Consider the following 21,169-nt stretch of genomic DNA (forward strand, 5'->3'; position numbering starts at 1 on the left):
GATGCCGCTATAATGCCGCGTCCTATTTGAATGCTTTCGGGATGATTCTGGTAACAGGGAATGTGATTGATTATAAGAACATCCCGGTTCCGCGAAGCCAACAACCTGTGCTTGCGGGGTAAGAGTTGACCGAGCACTGTGATTTTTTGAGGTAACAAGATGCAAGTTTCAGTTGAAACCACTCAAGGCCTTGGCCGCCGTGTAACGATTACTATCGCTGCTGACAGCATCGAGACCGCTGTTAAAAGCGAGCTGGTCAACGTTGCGAAAAAAGTACGTATTGACGGCTTCCGCAAAGGCAAAGTGCCAATGAATATCGTTGCTCAGCGTTATGGCGCGTCTGTACGCCAGGACGTTCTGGGCGACCTGATGAGCCGTAACTTCATTGACGCCATCATTAAAGAAAAAATCAATCCGGCTGGCGCACCGACTTACGTTCCGGGCGAATACAAGCTGGGTGAAGACTTCACCTACTCTGTAGAGTTTGAAGTTTATCCGGAAGTTGAACTGCAGGGTCTGGAAGCGATTGAAGTTGAAAAACCGATCGTTGAAGTGACCGACGCTGACGTTGACGGCATGTTAGATACTCTGCGTAAACAGCAGGCGACCTGGAAAGAAAAAGACGGCGCTGTTGAAGCAGAAGATCGTGTGACCATCGACTTCACTGGTTCTGTAGACGGCGAAGAGTTCGAAGGCGGTAAAGCGTCTGATTTCGTACTGGCGATGGGCCAGGGTCGTATGATCCCGGGCTTTGAAGACGGTATTAAAGGCCACAAAGCGGGCGAAGAGTTCACCATCGACGTAACCTTCCCGGAAGAGTACCACGCAGAAAACCTGAAAGGTAAAGCAGCGAAATTCGCTATCAACCTGAAGAAAGTTGAAGAGCGTGAACTGCCGGAACTGACTGCTGAATTCATCAAACGTTTCGGTGTTGAAGATGGTTCCGTAGAAGGTCTGCGCGCTGAAGTGCGTAAAAACATGGAACGCGAGCTGAAGAGTGCCATCCGTAACCGCGTTAAGTCTCAGGCGATCGAAGGTCTGGTAAAAGCTAACGACATCGACGTTCCGGCTGCGCTGATCGATAGCGAAATCGACGTTCTGCGTCGTCAGGCTGCACAGCGTTTCGGTGGCAACGAGAAACAAGCTCTGGAACTGCCGCGTGAACTGTTCGAAGAACAGGCTAAACGCCGCGTAGTTGTTGGCCTGCTGCTGGGTGAAGTTATCCGCACCAACGAGCTGAAAGCTGACGAAGAGCGTGTGAAAGGCCTGATCGAAGAGATGGCTTCTGCATACGAAGATCCGAAAGAAGTTATCGAATTCTACAGCAAAAACAAAGAACTGATGGACAACATGCGCAATGTTGCTCTGGAAGAACAGGCTGTTGAAGCTGTACTGGCGAAAGCGAAAGTGACTGAAAAAGAAACCACTTTCAACGAGCTGATGAACCAGCAGGCGTAATTTAAGCAGCATAACGCGCTAAATTCGCACAAAGGCCCGTCACCGCCAGGTGGTGGGCTTTTTTTTGTCATGAATTTTGCATGGAACCGTGCGAAAACCCTCTTTCGGTGTTAGCGTAACAACAAAAGATTGTTATGCTTGAAATAGGATGATGCCGTACCCATAACACAGGGACTAGCTGATAATCCGTCCATAAGGTTACAATCGGTACAGCAGGTTTTTTCAATTTTATCCAGGAGACGGAAATGTCATACAGCGGCGAACGAGATAACTTTGCACCCCATATGGCGCTGGTGCCGATGGTCATTGAACAGACCTCACGCGGTGAGCGCTCTTTTGATATCTATTCTCGTCTACTTAAGGAACGCGTCATTTTTCTGACTGGCCAGGTTGAAGACCACATGGCTAACCTGATTGTGGCGCAGATGCTGTTCCTGGAAGCAGAAAATCCAGAAAAAGATATCTATCTGTACATTAACTCCCCAGGCGGGGTGATCACTGCCGGGATGTCTATCTATGACACCATGCAGTTTATCAAGCCTGATGTCAGCACCATCTGTATGGGCCAGGCGGCCTCGATGGGTGCTTTCTTGCTGACCGCAGGGGCAAAAGGTAAACGTTTCTGCCTGCCGAATTCGCGCGTGATGATTCACCAGCCGTTGGGCGGCTATCAGGGCCAGGCGACCGATATCGAAATTCATGCCCGTGAAATTCTGAAAGTTAAAGGGCGCATGAATGAACTTATGGCGCTTCATACGGGTCAATCATTAGAACAGATTGAACGTGATACCGAGCGCGATCGCTTCCTTTCCGCCCCTGAAGCGGTGGAATACGGTCTGGTCGATTCGATTCTGACCCATCGTAATTGATGCCAGAGGCGCAACTGTGCCGCTATACTTATTCAGGGCGGCACAACGCTGTAAGCGGCTTGCGCCTGAGAATGGCATTTGCGTCGTCGTGTGCGGCACAAAGAACAAAGAAGAGGTTTTGACCCATGACAGATAAACGCAAAGATGGCTCAGGCAAATTGCTGTATTGCTCTTTTTGCGGCAAAAGCCAGCATGAAGTGCGCAAGCTGATTGCCGGTCCATCCGTGTATATCTGCGACGAATGTGTTGATTTATGTAATGACATCATTCGCGAAGAGATTAAAGAAGTTGCACCGCATCGTGAACGCAGTGCGCTACCGACGCCGCATGAAATTCGCAACCACCTGGACGATTACGTTATCGGTCAGGAACAGGCGAAAAAAGTGCTGGCGGTCGCGGTATACAACCACTACAAACGTCTGCGCAACGGCGATACCAGCAATGGTGTCGAGTTGGGCAAAAGTAACATTCTGCTGATCGGTCCGACCGGTTCTGGTAAAACGCTGCTGGCAGAAACGCTGGCGCGCCTGCTGGACGTTCCGTTCACCATGGCCGACGCGACCACGCTGACCGAAGCCGGTTATGTGGGCGAAGACGTTGAAAATATCATTCAGAAGCTGTTGCAGAAGTGCGACTATGACGTACAGAAAGCGCAGCGCGGGATTGTCTACATCGATGAAATCGACAAAATTTCTCGTAAGTCGGACAATCCTTCTATTACCCGAGACGTTTCCGGTGAAGGCGTACAGCAGGCACTGTTGAAGCTGATCGAAGGTACGGTTGCCGCCGTTCCACCGCAGGGCGGACGTAAGCATCCGCAGCAGGAATTCTTGCAGGTTGATACCTCTAAGATCCTGTTTATCTGTGGCGGTGCGTTCGCTGGTCTGGATAAAGTCATTTCCCATCGTGTAGAAACCGGCTCCGGCATTGGTTTTGGCGCGACGGTAAAAGCGAAATCCGACAAAGCAAGCGAAGGCGAGCTGCTGGCGCAGGTTGAACCGGAAGATCTGATCAAGTTTGGTCTGATCCCTGAGTTCATCGGTCGTTTGCCAGTTGTCGCAACGCTGAATGAACTGAGCGAAGAAGCCCTGATTCAGATCCTCAAAGAGCCGAAAAACGCCCTGACCAAGCAGTATCAGGCGCTGTTTAATCTGGAAGGCGTTGATCTGGAATTCCGTGACGAGGCGCTGGATGCTATTGCTAAGAAAGCGATGGCACGTAAAACCGGTGCCCGTGGTCTGCGTTCCATCGTAGAAGCTGCGCTGCTCGATACCATGTACGATCTGCCGTCCATGGAAGATGTCGAAAAAGTGGTTATCGACGAGTCGGTAATTGATGGCCAAAGCAAACCGTTGCTGATTTATGGCAAGCCGGAAGCTCAGCAGGCATCTGGTGAATAATTAACCATTCCCATACAATTAGTTAACCAAAAAGGGGGGATTTTATCTCCCCTTTAATTTTTCCTCTATTCTCGACGTTGAATGTGGGGGAAACATCCCCATATACTGACGTACATGTTAATAGATGGCGTGAAGCACAGTCGTGTCATCTGATTACCTGGCGGAAATTAAACTAAGAGAGAGCTCTATGAATCCTGAGCGTTCTGAACGCATTGAAATCCCCGTATTGCCGCTGCGCGATGTGGTGGTTTATCCGCACATGGTCATCCCCTTATTTGTCGGGCGGGAAAAATCTATCCGTTGTCTGGAAGCGGCGATGGACCATGATAAAAAAATTATGCTGGTCGCGCAGAAAGAAGCTTCAACGGATGAGCCGGGTGTAAACGATCTTTTCACCGTCGGGACCGTGGCCTCTATATTGCAGATGCTGAAACTGCCTGACGGCACCGTCAAAGTGCTGGTCGAGGGGTTACAGCGCGCGCGTATTTCTGCGCTCTCTGACAATGGCGAACATTTTTCTGCGAAGGCGGAGTATCTGGAGTCGCCGACCATTGATGAGCGGGAACAGGAAGTGCTGGTGCGTACCGCAATCAGCCAGTTCGAAGGCTACATCAAGCTGAACAAAAAAATCCCACCAGAAGTGCTGACGTCGCTGAACAGCATTGACGATCCGGCGCGCCTGGCGGATACCATTGCCGCGCATATGCCGCTGAAACTGGCTGACAAACAGTCCGTTCTTGAGATGTCCGACGTTAACGAACGTCTGGAATATCTGATGGCGATGATGGAATCGGAAATCGATCTGCTGCAGGTTGAGAAACGCATTCGCAACCGCGTTAAAAAGCAGATGGAGAAATCCCAGCGTGAGTACTATCTGAACGAGCAGATGAAAGCTATTCAGAAAGAACTCGGCGAAATGGACGATGCGCCGGACGAAAACGAAGCCCTGAAGCGCAAAATCGACGCGGCGAAAATGCCTAAAGAGGCAAAAGAGAAAGCGGAAGCAGAACTGCAGAAGCTGAAAATGATGTCTCCGATGTCGGCAGAAGCGACCGTGGTGCGAGGCTATATCGACTGGATGGTGCAGGTGCCGTGGAATGCGCGTAGCAAGGTCAAAAAAGACCTTCGTCAGGCGCAAGAAATCCTTGATACCGACCATTATGGTCTGGAGCGCGTGAAAGATCGCATCCTTGAGTATCTTGCGGTTCAAAGCCGTGTAAACAAAATCAAGGGGCCGATCCTTTGCCTGGTTGGGCCGCCGGGGGTAGGTAAAACTTCTCTGGGGCAGTCCATCGCCAAAGCTACCGGACGTAAATATGTCCGTATGGCGCTGGGCGGCGTGCGTGATGAAGCGGAAATCCGTGGTCACCGCCGTACTTACATCGGTTCTATGCCGGGTAAATTGATCCAGAAAATGGCGAAAGTGGGCGTTAAAAACCCGCTGTTCCTGCTCGATGAGATCGACAAAATGTCTTCTGACATGCGTGGCGATCCGGCCTCCGCACTGCTTGAAGTGCTGGATCCAGAGCAGAACGTGGCGTTCAGCGACCACTACCTGGAAGTGGATTACGACCTCAGCGACGTGATGTTTGTCGCGACGTCGAACTCCATGAACATTCCGGCACCGCTGCTGGATCGTATGGAAGTGATTCGCCTCTCCGGTTATACCGAAGATGAAAAACTGAACATCGCCAAACGTCACCTGCTGCCGAAGCAGATTGAACGTAATGCGCTGAAAAAAGGTGAGTTGACCGTCGACGATAGCGCCATTATCGGCATTATTCGTTACTACACCCGAGAGGCGGGCGTGCGTGGTCTGGAGCGTGAAATCTCCAAACTGTGCCGTAAAGCGGTTAAGCAGTTACTGCTCGATAAGTCTCTAAAACATATCGAAATTAACGGCGATAACCTGCATGACTACCTCGGTGTTCAGCGTTTCGACTATGGTCGCGCAGATAACGAAAACCGTGTCGGTCAGGTAACGGGTCTGGCGTGGACGGAAGTCGGCGGCGACTTGCTGACCATTGAAACCGCGTGCGTCCCGGGCAAAGGTAAACTGACCTATACCGGATCGCTTGGTGAAGTAATGCAGGAGTCCATTCAGGCGGCGTTAACGGTGGTTCGTGCGCGTGCGGAAAAACTGGGGATCAACCCTGATTTTTACGAAAAACGCGACATTCACGTTCACGTACCGGAAGGTGCGACACCTAAAGATGGTCCGAGTGCCGGTATTGCCATGTGCACTGCGCTGGTTTCTTGCCTGACCGGTAACCCGGTTCGCGCCGATGTGGCGATGACTGGCGAGATTACTCTGCGTGGTCAGGTGTTGCCAATCGGTGGTTTGAAAGAAAAACTGCTGGCGGCGCATCGCGGCGGGATTAAAACAGTGTTAATTCCGTTCGAAAATAAACGCGATCTGGAAGAGATTCCGGACAACGTGATTGCCGATCTGGACATTCATCCTGTGAAGCGCATTGAGGAAGTTCTGACTCTGGCGCTGCAAAATGAACCGTCTGGTATGCAGGTTGTGACTGCAAAATAGTGACCTTGCGCAAATTGCACTAATAAAAAAAGGGCTGGCGGGCCAATTCGGACTTGCCAGCCTTTTTTTGTCTCGTTAAGTTAGAGGGCGGATTAGGCTTGCCCTTATTAAGGGGTGTTGTAAGGGGATGGCTGGCCTGATATAACTGCTGCGCGTTCGCACGTTGAAGGATTCAAGTGCGGGATAAATTATAAAGAGGAAGAGAAGAGTGAATAAATCTCAATTGATTGACAAGATTGCTGCAGGGGCTGATATCTCTAAAGCTGCGGCTGGCCGTGCGTTAGATGCTATTATTGCTTCCGTAACTGAATCCCTGAAAGAAGGGGATGATGTAGCACTGGTAGGTTTTGGTACTTTTGCCGTTAAAGAGCGTGCCGCCCGTACTGGTCGCAACCCGCAGACCGGTAAAGAGATCACTATCGCTGCAGCTAAAGTACCGAGCTTCCGTGCAGGTAAAGCACTGAAAGACGCGGTAAACTAAGTGTTGTCCCCATTGGGGATGTGACGAAGTTCAAGGGCGCATCTACTGATGTGCCTTTTTTATTTGTATTCCGTGACTTTCTGCGCATTGTGGGCTGACAATTGCCCCCGTTTCTTGTCACAATAGGCCTTTGCGCGCAGCGATATGTTGCGTGAGGTACACAGTCATCTACAGCGGAGTGTTGTTACACCATGATGGACAGCTTACGCACGGCTGCAAACAGTCTCGTGCTCAAGATTATTTTCGGTATCATTATCGTGTCGTTCATATTGACCGGCGTGAGTGGTTACCTGATTGGCGCAGGCAATAACTACGCCGCAAAAGTGAATGACCAGGAAATCAGCCGTGGGCAGTTCGAGAACGCCTTCAACAGCGAGCGTAATCGTATGCAGCAACAGTTGGGCGATCAATACTCTGAGCTGGCGGCGAACGAAGGCTATATGAAAACCCTGCGTCAACAGGTGCTGAATCGTCTGATCGACGAGGCGCTGCTGGATCAGTACGCTCGTGAACTAAAACTGAGTATCAGCGATGAGCAGGTTAAACAGGCGATTTTCGCAACCCCAGCGTTTCAAGTTGACGGCAAGTTCGATAACAGCCGCTATAACGGTATCCTCAACCAGATGGGGATGAGTGCCGATCAGTACGCGCAGGCACTGCGTAATCAGCTCACTACCCAGCAGCTGATTAACGGCGTTGCGGGCACCGATTTTATGCTGAAAGGTGAAACCGACGAGCTGGCGGCACTGGTCGCTCAACAACGTGTAGTGCGTGAAGCGACTATCGACGTTAACGCGCTGGCGGCTAAACAAGCTGTGACCGAACCAGAAATCGCCAGCTACTACGAGCAAAACAAAAACAATTTCATGACTCCGGAACAATTCCGCGTGAGCTACATCAAGCTGGATGCCGCAACGATGCAGCAACCGGTTAGCGATGCGGATATCCAGAGCTACTACGATCAGCATCAGGATCAATTCACCCAGCCACAGCGTACCCGCTACAGCATCATCCAGACTAAAACTGAAGATGAAGCGAAAGCAGTACTTGAGGAGCTGAATAAAGGTGGTGATTTTGCTGCGTTAGCAAAAGAAAAATCTGCCGATATTATCTCTGCCCGTAACGGCGGCGATATGGGATGGTTAGAAGATGCCACTATCCCGGATGAACTGAAAAATGCCGGTCTGAAAGAAAAAGGCCAACTGTCTGGTGTCATCAAATCTTCGGTCGGTTTCCTGATTGTGCGTCTGGATGATATTCAGCCGGCGAAAGTGAAGTCGTTAGACGAAGTGCGTGATGATATCGCGGCGAAAGTGAAACACGAAAAAGCCCTGGATGCGTATTACGCGCTGCAGCAGAAAGTGAGCGATGCGGCAAGCAACGACACCGAGTCTCTGGCCGGTGCAGAGCAGGCTGCGGGCGTTAAAGCCACTCAGACTGGCTGGTTCAGCAAAGATAACCTGCCGGAAGAGTTGAACTTCAAGCCGGTGGCAGACGCTATCTTTAACGGCGGTCTGGTAGGTGAAAACGGCGCGCCGGGCATCAACTCTGACATCATCACCGTAGACGGCGATCGCGCATTCGTACTGCGTATTAGCGAACACAAACCGGAAGCAGTGAAACCGCTGGCAGATGTTCAGGAACAAGTTAAGGCACTGGTTCAGCACAACAAAGCTGAGCAACAGGCGAAAGTGGATGCTGAAAAACTGCTGGTTGATTTGAAAGCGGGCAAAGGTACGGAAGCTATGCAGGCAGCTGGTCTGAAATTTGGCGAGCCGAAAACCTTAAGCCGTTCCGGCCGTGACCCGATTAGCCAGGCCGCGTTTGCACTGCCACTGCCAGCGAAAGACAAACCGAGCTACGGTATGGCGACCGATATGCAAGGCAATGTCGTTCTGCTGGCGCTGGACGAAGTGAAACAAGGTTCTATGCCGGAAGATCAGAAAAAAGCGATGGTGCAGGGTATCACCCAGAACAACGCACAAATCGTCTTTGAAGCTCTGATGAGTAACCTGCGTAAAGAGGCGAAAATCAAAATTGGCGATGCGCTGGAACAGCAATAATCCGGAAGCCGCCTCGCAAAAAAATGCTTTGCAGCTGTAACAAGAAAAGGTCGCTTTCGCGGCCTTTTCCATTTCTGAACATTGCCATTTGTTTACTGTTTTCACTGCCGTTAAGGTGATTCCACTGTTAACAAACAAGGAGAAAACAGTATGAAACACGGAATTAAAGCATTGTTCATTACCCTGTCCCTGGCCTGTGCCGGAATGTCTCATAGTGCGCTGGCAGCAGCTCCTGCGGTGAAACCGGCAGCGGTAGAAACCAAAGCGGAAGCCCCTGCAACACAAAGCAAAGCGGCAGTACCGGCAAAAGCCAGTGACGAAGAAGGCACCAGGGTCAGCATTAATAATGCCAGCGCGGAAGAGTTAGCCCGCGCGATGAATGGCGTTGGCCTGAAGAAAGCGCAGGCAATTGTCAGTTATCGCGAAGAGTACGGCCCGTTTAAAACGGTGGAGGATTTAAAACAGGTGCCGGGAATGGGCAATTCGCTGGTGGAACGTAATCTGGCGGTATTAACCCTGTAATTAATTTGCATAGTGGCAATTTTTTGCCAGACTGAAGAGGTCATACCAGTTATGGCCTCTGTACTTATAACAGTTCTTATAACAACAACGTAAGGTTATTGCGCTATGCAAACACAAATCAAAGTTCGTGGATATCATCTCGACGTCTACCAGCACGTTAACAACGCCCGCTACCTTGAGTTTCTCGAAGAAGCTCGCTGGGATGGGCTGGAAAATAGCGACAGCTTTCAATGGATGACCGCCCATAACATCGCCTTCGTCGTGGTCAATATCAATATTAACTATCGTCGCCCGGCGGTACTAAGCGACCTGTTAACCATTACCAGTCAGTTGCAGCAATTAAACGGTAAAAGCGGCATTTTAAGTCAGGTCATTACTCTTGAGCCGGAAGGGCAGGTGGTGGCGGATGCACTTATCACGTTTGTTTGTATCGATCTCAAAACGCAGAAAGCATTAGCTCTGGAAGGGGAACTGCGCGAAAAACTGGAGCAGATGGTTCAGTAAAAATTTTGTTGTGCCGGATGCTCAAGCCGCATCCGGCGACACCACGAATAATTACTGCAACCCGGTTTTCTGCTTCATCGCTGCCATCACCGTCGGTTTGTCGGCCAGATAATGATTCAATCCGTTAGCGCGCAGATTACATGCAGCACAATGACCGCAACCGTCGCCTTTAATGCCGTTATAGCAGGTCAGCGTTTCGTTACGTACTAAATCCAGCTTGCCGTAATAATCCGCCAGCGCCCAGGTTTCCGCTTTATCAATCCACATTAGCGGCGTTTCAAAACGAATATCTTTCGCCATGCCCAGACTGACGGCATGGTTCAGTGCTTTCACAAACTCATCGCGACAATCCGGGTAACCGGAGAAATCCGTTTCGCAGACGCCGGTGATCACTGCTTCTGCTTTAACCTGATACGCATATATCGCCGCCAGCGTCAGGAACAGAATATTACGCCCTGGGACAAACGTATTCGGGATACCATCGGCTTCAGGTTCATAATCTGGCACCGGAATGCTGTCACGCGTCAGGCTGCTGACCGCCAGCTCGTTGAGTAGCGTCACATCCAGCACCTTATGCGCGCGTGCACCCAGTTTCAATGCCAGTTCGCGTGCCACGTCAATCTCTGCGCGATGGCGCTGACCGTAATCGAACGTCACGCAATGGACTTCATCATATTGCTGCAATGCCTGTACCAGACAGGTGGTGGAATCCTGACCTCCACTAAACACAACGACGGCACGTTTCATAAATTATCCTGCTAAATCCATAAAAGCGTTATGGTAACGCCTGCGGTTAACCCCGACCAGTGCTTCATTGCGACGGCGCGGGAAGCCAGGCTTCGGTAAATTCAAACCAGCCGCGCGGCGTCAGTCGCACACCATTTACTCCAGGCGGCGCGCTAATGCGATAGTGATAATTGAACAGCGGCGTCAGCGTTGCTTCTTCCATTAACTGGCTAAACACGGTTTTCAGCGCGTTATTCCGCTTTTCCTCATCAGCCATCAACTGCACGGTATCCAGTGTCGATTGCAGATGTGCATATGCTGGAGCGTCGAAAACATATGACCAGAGTGGATCGCAACGCAGCCATTGCTCCAGGGTATATTCCGGTGCTTCGCCAATTAATCTGTCGCCCATCATCAAATCTGCCTGTGCCAGTGAGGTAGTGTCGTCCCAGTTTTTCGCGTTATGAAACACAGTCGTTAATTCGCAACCTTCTGCTGCCAGCGTCGTTCGTAATTGTTCTGCCATTGCATGAAGTTCCACTGGCAGGTGATAAACCAGCGTTAATGTTTCTGGTAGTTTGACCTCATCCGGTACATCCCATTGTGGAATAGCCCAGTCAGGCAGCAATGCATTACTGGCAGTGATCAGGTTTTCTCCGACTTCTAACGTTTGTAGTAAACCGGATTGATGGATAAGGGAGATCACTTTTCGCGCCTGCCCGAGGGACAGTCGGGGACTTTTGCGCAACGTTAAATAGCAAAAACCTAAACTGATGCCGCTACTGACCTGGCTGACCCGTGGCAACTCTTCAGGTTTACCGATGGTGATTTGTACTGGATGCTGACAACTGGTTCCCAAATCTTTTTCAAAAAGTGGTGGGGTTATCCAGTACTCAACCGCTTTTAGCAGTGGGTGACGTAAATGGTAATAATCATGGCTTTCCAGGCGCACCAGTTCCGCTGTGAATTGTGTTAAGCGAAAAGGACCCGTGCCGATCAGTGGGAATTGCGGATGCGCCAGATGGCTACAATAGCTCGCCAGCCTGTGTGCCAGCCAATAATCAGGGCGATGTAAAAAGAAGGTCAGACACTGCGGATGGGTGACCTCAATACGCTTCACGCTAATAAATAATTGATCCAGTGCTGGCAGTTGTAACAGCATCAATAATCGCTGGTGTAAGTGTGAGGCTTTTACTGCATCGCCGTTATGCCAGTGTAGGGTTGAACGAAGATAAAAGTCCCAGCGTAACCCGTCAGCAGAGGTTTCCCAGTGATGCGCTAAATCGCCAATCGGGCGCTGGGTATTATTGTCGAATCGGGTCAGGCCGGAAAATATCTGTCCGGCGAGATGCTGCTCGGCACGGCCGGGTAAAAAGCCCGGTTGTAGCGGTTCGAGAGGGCGATAATAGGGAATACGCAACGTCGGCGTATCGTTTTGCCATTGCCCGCCCATAAACGGTTGTAGCAGGGTGCGCAGCTCTCCTGGAGCCAGTTGCGCCAGCTCCAGCACATCTTGCTGCTTTCCGGTTTCCAGAGCCTGTTCCATCATCGCATTGCGCAGGGATCCCGGTGTCACCAGAAAACGCAGTTGCCCGCGCTTTCCGCGTCCTGACTGCGCCTGCCACTCCAGCCATCCCGACTCCTGAGCCTGACGTAACAGGGTGCGCACATGGCGTTCGCTGCAAAAACAGCGTTCGGCCAGTTCGCTGACGGTGACGGATTGCGGCTCTCCGGCAGAAGGTTGCCACAGACGTTGATACTGGTTAAGACGGTTAAGCAGTCGCATATAAACCCGGAACAATATTATTTAACTATTCACTATTACTTCCGTATATATCAGGTGATACTCAATCACCATTAACCGTGTCACAGAGTGGAGAAAGAAATGGCTCGTCTGGCAGCATTTGATATGGACGGTACTTTATTGATGCCCGATCACCATTTAGGTGAGAAAACCCTCTCGACTCTGGCGCGTCTGCGTGAACGCGATATTACCCTCACTTTTGCTACGGGTCGCCATGCGCTGGAGATGCAGCATATTATCGGGGTGCTATCGCTGGATGCGTATTTAATTACCGGCAACGGTACGCGCGTGCACTCTCTGGAAGGCGAACTTTTACATCGTGATGATTTGCCTGCGGACGTGGCGGAATTAGTGCTCTACCAGAAATGGGATACCCAGGCCAGTATGCATATCTTCAATGACAATGGCTGGTTTACCGGGCAAGAGATCCCAGCATTGTTGCAGGCATTTGTGTATAGCGGTTTCCGTTATCAGATTATCGATGTCAAAAAAATGCCACTCGATCGCGTCACCAAGATCTGTTTCTGTGGCGATCACGACGATCTTATGCGCTTGCATACCCAACTTAACGAAGCATTAGGCGAGCGCGCACATTTGTGTTTTTCGGCAATTAATTGCCTGGAAGTGCTGCCGGTGGGGTGTAATAAAGGCGCGGCGTTGGCAGTGCTGACCCAGCATTTAGGTTTTTCACTGCGCGACTGCATGGCCTTTGGTGATGCGATGAACGATCGCGAAATGTTAGGCAGCGTCGGTAGCGGTTTTATTATGGGCAATGCGATGCCACAACTGCGCGCGGAACTCCCTCATTTACCAGTGATTGGACATTGCCGAAATCAGGCGGTCTCTCACTATTTGACGCACTGGCTGGACAATCCACATCTACCTTATTCCCCCGAATAACGAGATCTCTTCCAGCGCCGGGCAATAGCCCGGTTTTTTTTACTTTGAATTTGTCATTTTGTGCAGTGTCGTTTAAAGCGCACAGAATAAATTGTCGGTATTTCGCCTTTAAAATAGAATTAAAAGAGAAAATAATTCTCTGTGGATTGGCTATGTTAGATAAAATTGACCGTAAGCTGCTGGCCTTGCTACAGCAGGATTGCACCCTCTCTTTGCAGGCACTGGCAGAAGCCGTTAATCTGACAACCACGCCTTGCTGGAAGCGTCTGAAACGGCTGGAGGATGACGGTATCCTTATCGGCAAAGTCGCCCTGCTGGATCCGGAAAAAATTGGCCTTGGGTTGACTGCTTTTGTGCTGATTAAAACGCAACATCACAGCAGCGAATGGTATTGCCGCTTTGTCACGGTGGTAACGGAAATGCCAGAAGTGCTGGGGTTCTGGCGCATGGCCGGTGAATATGATTATCTGATGCGTGTTCAGGTTGCCGATATGAAACGCTATGACGAGTTTTATAAGCGTCTGGTCAACAGCGTTCCAGGGCTGTCGGACGTTACTTCCAGCTTCGCGATGGAACAGATTAAATACACCACTTCTTTACCCATCGAATAAATATCCAGAATCAGGTCAGGACACAACGCGTGCGATTATTTGCTCAACTAAGCTGGTATTTCCGTCGGGAATGGCGTCGCTATCTCGGGGCTGTGGCCTTGCTTGTCATTATCGCGATGCTGCAACTGGTTCCGCCGAAAGTGGTCGGTATTGTTGTCGATGGAGTGACGGAACAACACTTTACTACCGGGCAGATCCTGATGTGGATCGCCACCATGGTGCTGATTGCAGTCGTGGTTTATCTCCTGCGTTACGTCTGGCGCGTACTGCTGTTTGGCGCGTCTTATCAACTGGCTGTTGAACTGCGTGAAGATTATTACCGCCAGCTAAGTCGCCAGCATCCAGAATTTTACCTGCGTCATCGCACGGGCGACCTTATGGCTCGTGCGACCAATGACGTCGATCGCGTCGTGTTTGCCGCCGGAGAAGGGGTGCTGACGCTGGTGGATTCACTGGTAATGGGCTGCGCTGTGTTGATTATGATGTCTACGCAAATTAGCTGGCAGTTGACCTTATTTGCCCTGTTACCGATGCCAGTGATGGCGATCATGATTAAGCGCAACGGCGATGCCTTGCATGAACGCTTTAAGCTGGCACAGGCGGCGTTTTCCAGTCTTAATGACCGCACCCAGGAAAGCCTTACCAGTATCCGCATGATCAAAGCCTTTGGTCTGGAAGATCGCCAGTCGGCGCTATTTGCCGCAGATGCTGAAGACACTGGCAAGAAAAACATGCGTGTGGCGCGTATTGATGCCCGTTTTGATCCGACAATCTATATCGCGATTGGCATGGCGAATTTGCTGGCGATTGGTGGGGGAAGCTGGATGGTGGTGCAGGGCAGCTTAACGCTGGGACAGCTCACCAGTTTTATGATGTATCTTGGGTTAATGATTTGGCCGATGCTGGCGCTGGCGTGGATGTTTAACATTGTGGAACGCGGCAGCGCGGCATATAGTCGTATTCGGACGATGCTGGCTGAAGCACCGGTGGTGAACGATGGTAGCGAACCAGTGCCGCAAGGGCGTGGCGAACTGGATGTAAATATTCACCAGTTTACTTATCCACAAACTGATCATCCTGCGCTGGAGAATGTCAGTTTCGCACTCAAACCCGGTCAGATGCTGGGTATTTGCGGGCCGACCGGTTCTGGCAAAAGTACCCTGCTGTCACTCATTCAGCGTCATTTCGACGTCAGCGAGGGGGATATTCGCTTTCATGATATTCCCCTGACGCAGCTTCAACTCGATAGCTGGCGTAGCCGCCTGGCGGTGGTCAGCCAGACGCCGTTCCTTTTTTCCGACACCGTTGCGAATAACATCGCGCTGGGTTGCCCGAATGCCACCCAGCAAGAGATTGAACACGTAGCGCGATTAGCCAGCGTACATGACGATATTTTGCGTCTGCCGCAAGGTTACGACACTGAAGTGGGCGAGCGCGGCGTGATGCTTTCCGGTGGGCAAAAGCAGCGTATCTCCATTGCTCGTGCGTTATTAGTCAACGCGGAAATCCTTATTCTGGATGATGCGCTTTCGGCGGTGGACGGACGCACAGAGCACCAGATCCTGCATAACCTGCGCCAGTGGGGGCAGGGGAGAACGGTGATTATCAGCGCCCATCGCCTTTCTGCACTGACAGAAGCCAGTGAAATAATTGTGATGCAGCACGGACATATCGCCCAGCGTGGCAATCATGATGCGCTGGCGCAACAAAGCGGCTGGTATCGCGATATGTATCGCTATCAACAACTGGAGGCGGCGCTCGACGACGCTCCGGAAATTCGCGAGGAGGCCGTCGATGCGTAGTTTTAGCCAACTGTGGCCGACTCTCAAGCGCCTGTTAGCGTATGGTTCGCCGTGGCGTAAACCGCTGGGGATTGCGGTTCTGATGATGTGGATTGCGGCGGCGGCAGAAGTCAGTGGACCGCTACTCATCAGCTATTTCATCGATAATATGGTGGCGAAAAATAATCTGCCGTTGAAAGTGGTTGCCGGTCTGGCGGCGGCGTATGTTGGGCTGCAACTGTTTGCCGCTGGACTGCACTACGCACAGTCGCTGCTGTTTAATCGGGCGGCGGTTGGCGTGGTACAACAGTTGCGAACGGATGTGATGGATGCCGCATTGCGTCAGCCATTAAGCGAGTTTGATATCCAGCCGGTTGGACAGGTGATTTCCCGCGTCACTAATGACACTGAAGTGATCCGCGACCTCTACGTTACCGTAGTGGCAACTGTCCTGCGCAGCGCCGCACTGGTGGGTGCGATGCTGGTGGCAATGTTCAGTCTCGACTGGCGAATGGCACTGGTGGCGATAATGATTTTCCCGGTTGTGCTGGTGGTGATGGTGATATACCAGCGTTACAGCACGCCGATTGTCCGCCGTGTTCGCGCCTATCTGGCGGATATCAACGACGGCTTTAACGAAATTATCAACGGCATGAGCGTTATCCAGCAATTCCGTCAGCAGGCGCGATTTGGCGAACGTATGGGGGAGGCCAGCCGTTCGCACTATATGGCACGAATGCAAACCCTGCGCCTCGACGGTTTTCTGCTGCGACCATTGCTTAGTCTGTTCTCGTCACTCATTCTTTGTGGCTTGTTGATGCTGTTTGGCTTCTCCGCCAGCGGCACCATTGAAGTGGGCGTGCTGTATGCGTTTATCAGCTATCTTGGGCGGCTTAACGAACCCTTAATCGAACTGACCACGCAACAGGCGATGCTGCAACAGGCTGTGGTGGCGGGTGAACGCGTGTTCGAACTGATGGATGGGCCGCGTCAGCAATATGGCAATGATGATCGCCCGTTACAGAGTGGCACCATCGAAGTCGATAACGTGTCATTTGCTTATCGCGATGACAATCTGGTACTGAAGAACATTAATATCTCTGTGCCTTCGCGTAACTTTGTGGCACTGGTCGGGCATACCGGCAGTGGCAAAAGCACCCTCGCCAGTTTATTGATGGGCTATTACCCGCTAACGGAAGGTGAGATTCGCCTTGATGGTCGTCCATTAAGTTCGTTAAGTCACAGCGCGCTGCGCCAGGGCGTGGCAATGGTGCAGCAAGATCCGGTGGTGCTGGCGGATACCTTCCTCGCCAACGTGACGCTGGGACGTGATATCGCCGAAGAACGCGTCTGGCAGGCGCTGGAAACCGTGCAATTGGCGGAGCTGGCACGCAGTATGAGCGACGGTATTTATACGCCGCTGGGCGAGCAGGGGAATAATCTCTCAGTCGGGCAAAAGCAACTGCTAGCACTGGCACGCGTGTTGGTGGAGACGCCGCAAATCCTGATCCTTGATGAGGCAACCGCCAGCATTGATTCCGGTACTGAACAGGCAATCCAGCACGCACTGGCAGCGGTGCGTGAACATACCACGCTGGTGGTGATTGCTCACCGCTTATCGACCATTGTCGATGCCGACACCATTCTGGTGCTCCATCGTGGTCAGGCGGTGGAACAGGGGACACACCAGCAACTGCTGGCGGACCAGGGGCGCTACTGGCAGATGTATCAACTGCAACTTGCAGGCGAGGAGCTGGCTGCCAGCGTGCGTGAAGAGGAATCATTGAGCGCCTGATTAGCGCAAAATTTCATCGGTGGTGCAAAAATGTAACGCACTGTGCACTGTTATAGTGCGGTTCTATAGATGACAAAGCTTCAAAAGGATTCGTGCTGTCCCCTCGCCCCTCAGGGGGGAGGGGGGGCAGGCCAGCGACTGTGCGATTAATTACCCTCACCCCGGCCCTCTCCCTGAAAGGGCGAGGGGGAAAAGCGCGCTTAGGTTGGCAATTAAGCCAGTTTGTCAGTATTCCCTTTCTATCCACCTTCCTGCCAACTATCCCTTCGTTTTTCATTTCTGGCACACCGCTTGCAATACCTTCTTCGTGTAGCAGAACCATTACCGAATTCTGACCGGAGGGGATCTATGAAGCTGGTGACCGTGATAATCAAACCATTCAAGCTGGAAGACGTTCGTGAAGCGTTATCTTCCATTGGTATTCAGGGCCTGACCGTCACCGAAGTGAAAGGTTTCGGGCGTCAGAAAGGACATGCCGAGTTGTACCGTGGCGCGGAATACAGCGTCAACTTCCTGCCAAAAGTAAAAATTGATGTGGCGATTGCTGATGATCAACTCGATGAAGTGATCGATATCGTCAGCAAGGCGGCTTACACCGGAAAAATTGGCGACGGTAAAATCTTCGTCGCTGAATTGCAACGCGTCATTCGTATTCGTACCGGCGAAGCCGACGAAGCGGCGCTGTAATATCTGGCACACAGCAACAGGAACGAAAAATGAAGATAGCGACGATAAAAACTGGGCTTGCTTCACTGGCGATGCTGCCGGGACTGGTAATGGCTGCACCTGCGGTGGCCGATAAAGCCGACAATGCGTTTATGATGATTTGTACTGCGCTGGTGCTGTTTATGACTATTCCGGGGATTGCCCTGTTTTATGGTGGGTTGATTCGCGGCAAAAACGTGCTGTCGATGCTAACGCAGGTGACGGTGACGTTTGCACTGGTCTGTATTCTCTGGGTGGTTTACGGCTACTCGCTGGCGTTTGGTGAGGGCAACAACTTCTTTGGCAATATTAACTGGTTGATGCTGAAAAACATCGAACTGACGGCGGTGATGGGCAGTATTTATCAGTATATCCACGTGGCGTTTCAGGGATCGTTTGCCTGCATTACCGTCGGCTTGATCGTTGGGGCGCTGGCGGAACGGATTCGTTTCTCTGCGGTGTTAATTTTCGTGGTGGTGTGGCTGACGCTTTCCTACATTCCGATTGCGCATATGGTCTGGGGCGGCGGTTTGCTGGCTTCTCACGGTGCACTGGATTTCGCGGGTGGTACGGTGGTGCACATTAACGCCGCAATTGCCGGTCTGGTGGGCGCGTATCTGATAGGCAAACGCGTGGGCTTCGGCAAAGAGGCGTTTAAACCGCACAACCTGCCGATGGTCTTTACCGGTACTGCCATTCTCTATATCGGTTGGTTTGGCTTTAACGCCGGGTCAGCGGGCACGGCGAATGAAATCGCGGCACTGGCATTTGTGAATACAGTGGTCGCAACGGCGGCGGCAATTCTTGGCTGGATCTTCGGTGAATGGGCGCTGCGCGGTAAGCCTTCACTGCTGGGGGCGTGTTCTGGCGCGATTGCCGGTCTGGTCGGCGTGACGCCTGCCTGTGGCTACATTGGTGTTGGCGGCGCGTTAATTATCGGCGTGGTAGCCGGTCTGGCGGGCTTGTGGGGCGTTACCATGCTCAAACGCCTGCTGCGGGTCGATGATCCTTGCGATGTCTTTGGGGTACACGGTGTTTGTGGCATTGTCGGCTGTATCATGACCGGAATTTTTGCCGCCAGTTCGCTGGGTGGTGTGGGCTTCGCCGAAGGTGTGACGATGGGCCATCAGTTGCTGGTACAGCTGGAAAGCATCGCCATTACGATCGTCTGGTCCGGTGTGGTGGCATTTATTGGCTACAAACTGGCGGATCTGACGGTTGGACTGCGTGTGCCGGAAGAACAAGAGCGCGAAGGACTGGACGTCAACAGCCACGGTGAAAATGCTTATAACGCGTAACAAGCACTGCAAAAAATAGCCGGACGGTTTTCACCTCCGGCTGTTTTTTTAATTGTGATTACGCATTACCCCTTCCTGAACGGTCGAGGCAACCAGCACGCCATCCTGGGTATAAAACTCACCGCGCACAAATCCACGGGCGCTGGACGCCGACGTGCTCTCCACGCTATACAACAGCCATTCGTTCAAATTAAACGGACGATGGAACCACATGGAATGGTCTATGGTGGCAATCTGAATCCCCGGTTCGAGAAAACCGATGCCGTGCGGCTGTAGGGCAACGGGCAGGAAGTTAAGATCAGAAGCGTAACCGAGTAAGTACTGATGAACGCGCAGATCATCTGGCACGCTACCATTTGCGCGGATCCATACCTGACGATGCGGTTCTGCGACGTGACCTTTCAGTGGGTTATGAAACTCCACCGGACGGACTTCCAGCGGACGATCGCAGATGAATTTATCTTTCAACACTGGCGGCAGCAGGTGCGCCAGCGATTGGGCGATTTGCGTTTCTGAAGGCAGGCCATCAGGTGCTGGTGCGGGCGGCATTGCTTTTTGGTGCTCGAATCCGGTCTCTGGTGCCTGGAAAGAGGCCGTCATATAAAAAATCGGTTTACCGTTTTGAATAGCAGCAACCCGACGGGCGCTGAAGCTGTTACCGTCACGCAGCGTTTCAACATCATAAATAATCGGCTTTTTACTATCGCCTGGGCGAAGAAAGTAGCTGTGAAACGAATGTACCAGACGCTCTTCAGGGACAGTTTCTTTTGCAGCATACAAGGCCTGACCCACAACCTGGCCACCAAAGACCTGGCGTAAACCTAAATCTTCACTCTGGCCGCGAAAGAGTCCTTCCTCAATTTTTTCCAGATTTAACAATGTCAGTAAATTTTTTAGCGCCTGACTCATATAACTCTCCAGTAACAAAGCTGCCGCAGCAAGCCAAAGTGAGTTGAGTATAACGCAATTTTGGTACTGGTCCGATGGGTGCAATGGTCTGAATTACGGGCTAAATGCAGGCGTTAATACGTGACATGTGCCACACTTATTGACGTTACTATTTTGTTAACCACTCTTCCGGCGAGGAAAGTTAGCCCGCTGGTGCATTGATAATAAGGAGAAGTGAATGAAACTCGTGCACATGGCCAGTGGTTTAGCGGTTGCGATTGCGTTGGCGGCTTGCGCGGATAAAAGCGCGGATATCCAGACGCCAGCACCGGCTGCAAATACGTCTATTGCAGCGACACAGCAACCTGCTATACAACAACCGAATGTTTCCGGTACGGTCTGGATCCGTCAGAAAGTCGCACTGCCGCCTGATGCCGTGCTGACCGTGACACTTTCTGACGCGTCGTTAGCTGATGCGCCTTCTAAAGTTCTGGCGCAGAAAGCAGTACGTACCGAAGGTAAACAGTCACCGTTCAGTTTTGTTCTGCCATTTAACCCGGCAGACGTTCAACCGAACGCACGTATCCTGTTGAGTGCGGCGGTTACCGTGAACGACAAACTGGTGTTTATCACCGATACCGTTCAACCGGTGATCAATCAGGGCGGAACCAAAGCTGACCTGACATTAGTGCCGGTTCAGCAAACCGCCGTGCCGGTTCAGGCCAGCGGTGGTGCGACGACTACCGTACCTTCGACTTCACCAACTCAGGTGAATCCGTCTTCGGCAGTTCCAGCCCCTACGCAATACTAAGCGCCATTAAC

Annotated in this window: 18 protein-coding genes; 15 read left to right on the forward strand and 3 right to left on the reverse strand. The window is 51.7% G+C overall.

The genetic code is table 11. The features are described from left to right. Positions 1-159 precede the first annotated feature (159 nt). From tig to fadM, 8 genes are all read left to right on the forward strand, one after another. Entirely contained in the window at positions 160-1,458 is a 1,299-nt protein-coding gene (tig, locus tag HEM79_RS05190) for a trigger factor (protein WP_001198386.1), read from the forward strand. A 245-nt stretch (positions 1,459-1,703) separates the two neighbouring features. Next, the gene (gene clpP / locus HEM79_RS05195) at positions 1,704-2,327 is read left to right on the forward strand and encodes an ATP-dependent Clp endopeptidase proteolytic subunit ClpP (protein WP_000122253.1); all 624 of its coding nucleotides are present in this window, start codon (positions 1,704-1,706) and stop codon (positions 2,325-2,327) included. A gap of 125 nt (positions 2,328-2,452) precedes the next feature. Then, positions 2,453-3,727, forward strand: coding sequence for an ATP-dependent protease ATP-binding subunit ClpX (clpX, locus tag HEM79_RS05200; RefSeq protein ID WP_000130305.1), 1,275 nt, complete (start codon positions 2,453-2,455; stop codon positions 3,725-3,727). A 187-nt stretch (positions 3,728-3,914) separates the two neighbouring features. Next, complete coding sequence (gene lon, locus HEM79_RS05205) at positions 3,915-6,269, forward strand: endopeptidase La (protein WP_001295325.1); 2,355 nt, start codon at positions 3,915-3,917, stop codon at positions 6,267-6,269. 190 nt (positions 6,270-6,459) lie between these two features. Then, on the forward strand, positions 6,460-6,750 hold the full coding sequence (gene hupB, locus HEM79_RS05210) for a nucleoid-associated protein HU-beta (protein WP_254892905.1): 291 nt from the start codon (positions 6,460-6,462) through the stop codon (positions 6,748-6,750). A gap of 191 nt (positions 6,751-6,941) precedes the next feature. Beyond that, complete coding sequence (gene ppiD, locus HEM79_RS05215; RefSeq protein WP_176243042.1) at positions 6,942-8,813, forward strand: peptidylprolyl isomerase; 1,872 nt, start codon at positions 6,942-6,944, stop codon at positions 8,811-8,813. A 150-nt stretch (positions 8,814-8,963) separates the two neighbouring features. Next, on the forward strand, positions 8,964-9,335 hold the full coding sequence (locus HEM79_RS05220) for a helix-hairpin-helix domain-containing protein (RefSeq protein WP_176243041.1): 372 nt from the start codon (positions 8,964-8,966) through the stop codon (positions 9,333-9,335). 105 nt (positions 9,336-9,440) lie between these two features. Continuing rightward, positions 9,441-9,839 (forward strand): long-chain acyl-CoA thioesterase FadM, encoded by a 399-nt coding sequence (gene fadM / locus HEM79_RS05225; RefSeq protein ID WP_001194535.1) that lies wholly within the window; start codon positions 9,441-9,443, stop codon positions 9,837-9,839. Between the two features lie 51 nt (positions 9,840-9,890). Here fadM and queC read toward each other — a convergent pair whose 3' ends face one another. Next, complete coding sequence (gene queC, locus HEM79_RS05230; RefSeq protein ID WP_176243040.1) at positions 9,891-10,586, reverse strand: 7-cyano-7-deazaguanine synthase QueC; 696 nt, start codon at positions 10,584-10,586, stop codon at positions 9,891-9,893. A 64-nt stretch (positions 10,587-10,650) separates the two neighbouring features. Further along, on the reverse strand, positions 10,651-12,351 hold the full coding sequence (locus HEM79_RS05235) for an SgrR family transcriptional regulator (RefSeq protein WP_176243039.1): 1,701 nt from the start codon (positions 12,349-12,351) through the stop codon (positions 10,651-10,653). A gap of 99 nt (positions 12,352-12,450) precedes the next feature. Here HEM79_RS05235 and cof point away from each other — a divergent pair, with 99 nt between their 5' ends. The 6 genes from cof to amtB all read left to right on the forward strand — a co-directional run bounded on the left by cof (position 12,451) and on the right by amtB (position 19,459). After that, positions 12,451-13,269, forward strand: coding sequence for an HMP-PP phosphatase (cof, locus tag HEM79_RS05240; RefSeq protein ID WP_176243038.1), 819 nt, complete (start codon positions 12,451-12,453; stop codon positions 13,267-13,269). 152 nt (positions 13,270-13,421) lie between these two features. Then, positions 13,422-13,880, forward strand: coding sequence for a DNA-binding transcriptional regulator DecR (gene decR, locus HEM79_RS05245; protein WP_000884589.1), 459 nt, complete (start codon positions 13,422-13,424; stop codon positions 13,878-13,880). A gap of 29 nt (positions 13,881-13,909) precedes the next feature. Continuing rightward, on the forward strand, positions 13,910-15,682 hold the full coding sequence (locus HEM79_RS05250) for a SmdA family multidrug ABC transporter permease/ATP-binding protein (RefSeq protein WP_176243037.1): 1,773 nt from the start codon (positions 13,910-13,912) through the stop codon (positions 15,680-15,682). After that, positions 15,675-17,456, forward strand: coding sequence for a SmdB family multidrug efflux ABC transporter permease/ATP-binding protein (locus tag HEM79_RS05255; RefSeq protein WP_176243036.1), 1,782 nt, complete (start codon positions 15,675-15,677; stop codon positions 17,454-17,456). Before HEM79_RS05250 ends, HEM79_RS05255 begins: the two co-directional genes overlap by 8 nt. A 348-nt stretch (positions 17,457-17,804) precedes the next feature. Then, positions 17,805-18,143, forward strand: a complete 339-nt coding sequence (gene glnK / locus HEM79_RS05260) for a P-II family nitrogen regulator (RefSeq protein ID WP_000780338.1) — start codon at positions 17,805-17,807, stop codon at positions 18,141-18,143. Positions 18,144-18,172: 29 nt separating this feature from the next. Next, positions 18,173-19,459, forward strand: coding sequence for an ammonium transporter AmtB (gene amtB, locus HEM79_RS05265; RefSeq protein WP_000685029.1), 1,287 nt, complete (start codon positions 18,173-18,175; stop codon positions 19,457-19,459). Between the two features lie 48 nt (positions 19,460-19,507). On the opposite strand, the gene tesB is transcribed toward amtB, so the two are convergent. Continuing rightward, positions 19,508-20,368, reverse strand: coding sequence for an acyl-CoA thioesterase II (gene tesB / locus HEM79_RS05270; protein WP_010351654.1), 861 nt, complete (start codon positions 20,366-20,368; stop codon positions 19,508-19,510). Positions 20,369-20,585: 217 nt separating this feature from the next. On the opposite strand from tesB, the gene HEM79_RS05275 reads away from it, so the two are divergent. Then, positions 20,586-21,158 (forward strand): YbaY family lipoprotein, encoded by a 573-nt coding sequence (locus tag HEM79_RS05275; protein WP_000779815.1) that lies wholly within the window; start codon positions 20,586-20,588, stop codon positions 21,156-21,158. Positions 21,159-21,169 lie beyond the last annotated feature (11 nt).

This window comes from Escherichia sp. 93.0816, from assembly GCF_013368855.2.
Lineage (GTDB): Bacteria > Pseudomonadota > Gammaproteobacteria > Enterobacterales > Enterobacteriaceae > Escherichia > Escherichia ruysiae.

Coding starts and splice junctions, on each gene's coding strand:
- tig (WP_001198386.1), top strand. CDS start 160: ATGCAAGTTTCAGTTGAAACCACTCAAGGCCTTGGCCGCCGTGTAACG.
- clpP (WP_000122253.1), top strand. CDS start 1,704: ATGTCATACAGCGGCGAACGAGATAACTTTGCACCCCATATGGCGCTG.
- clpX (WP_000130305.1), top strand. CDS start 2,453: ATGACAGATAAACGCAAAGATGGCTCAGGCAAATTGCTGTATTGCTCT.
- lon (WP_001295325.1), top strand. CDS start 3,915: ATGAATCCTGAGCGTTCTGAACGCATTGAAATCCCCGTATTGCCGCTG.
- ppiD (WP_176243042.1), top strand. CDS start 6,942: ATGATGGACAGCTTACGCACGGCTGCAAACAGTCTCGTGCTCAAGATT.
- HEM79_RS05220 (WP_176243041.1), top strand. CDS start 8,964: ATGAAACACGGAATTAAAGCATTGTTCATTACCCTGTCCCTGGCCTGT.
- fadM (WP_001194535.1), top strand. CDS start 9,441: ATGCAAACACAAATCAAAGTTCGTGGATATCATCTCGACGTCTACCAG.
- queC (WP_176243040.1), bottom strand. CDS start 10,586: ATGAAACGTGCCGTCGTTGTGTTTAGTGGAGGTCAGGATTCCACCACC.
- HEM79_RS05235 (WP_176243039.1), bottom strand. CDS start 12,351: ATGCGACTGCTTAACCGTCTTAACCAGTATCAACGTCTGTGGCAACCT.
- cof (WP_176243038.1), top strand. CDS start 12,451: ATGGCTCGTCTGGCAGCATTTGATATGGACGGTACTTTATTGATGCCC.
- decR (WP_000884589.1), top strand. CDS start 13,422: ATGTTAGATAAAATTGACCGTAAGCTGCTGGCCTTGCTACAGCAGGAT.
- HEM79_RS05255 (WP_176243036.1), top strand. CDS start 15,675: ATGCGTAGTTTTAGCCAACTGTGGCCGACTCTCAAGCGCCTGTTAGCG.
- glnK (WP_000780338.1), top strand. CDS start 17,805: ATGAAGCTGGTGACCGTGATAATCAAACCATTCAAGCTGGAAGACGTT.
- amtB (WP_000685029.1), top strand. CDS start 18,173: ATGAAGATAGCGACGATAAAAACTGGGCTTGCTTCACTGGCGATGCTG.
- tesB (WP_010351654.1), bottom strand. CDS start 20,368: ATGAGTCAGGCGCTAAAAAATTTACTGACATTGTTAAATCTGGAAAAA.
- HEM79_RS05275 (WP_000779815.1), top strand. CDS start 20,586: ATGAAACTCGTGCACATGGCCAGTGGTTTAGCGGTTGCGATTGCGTTG.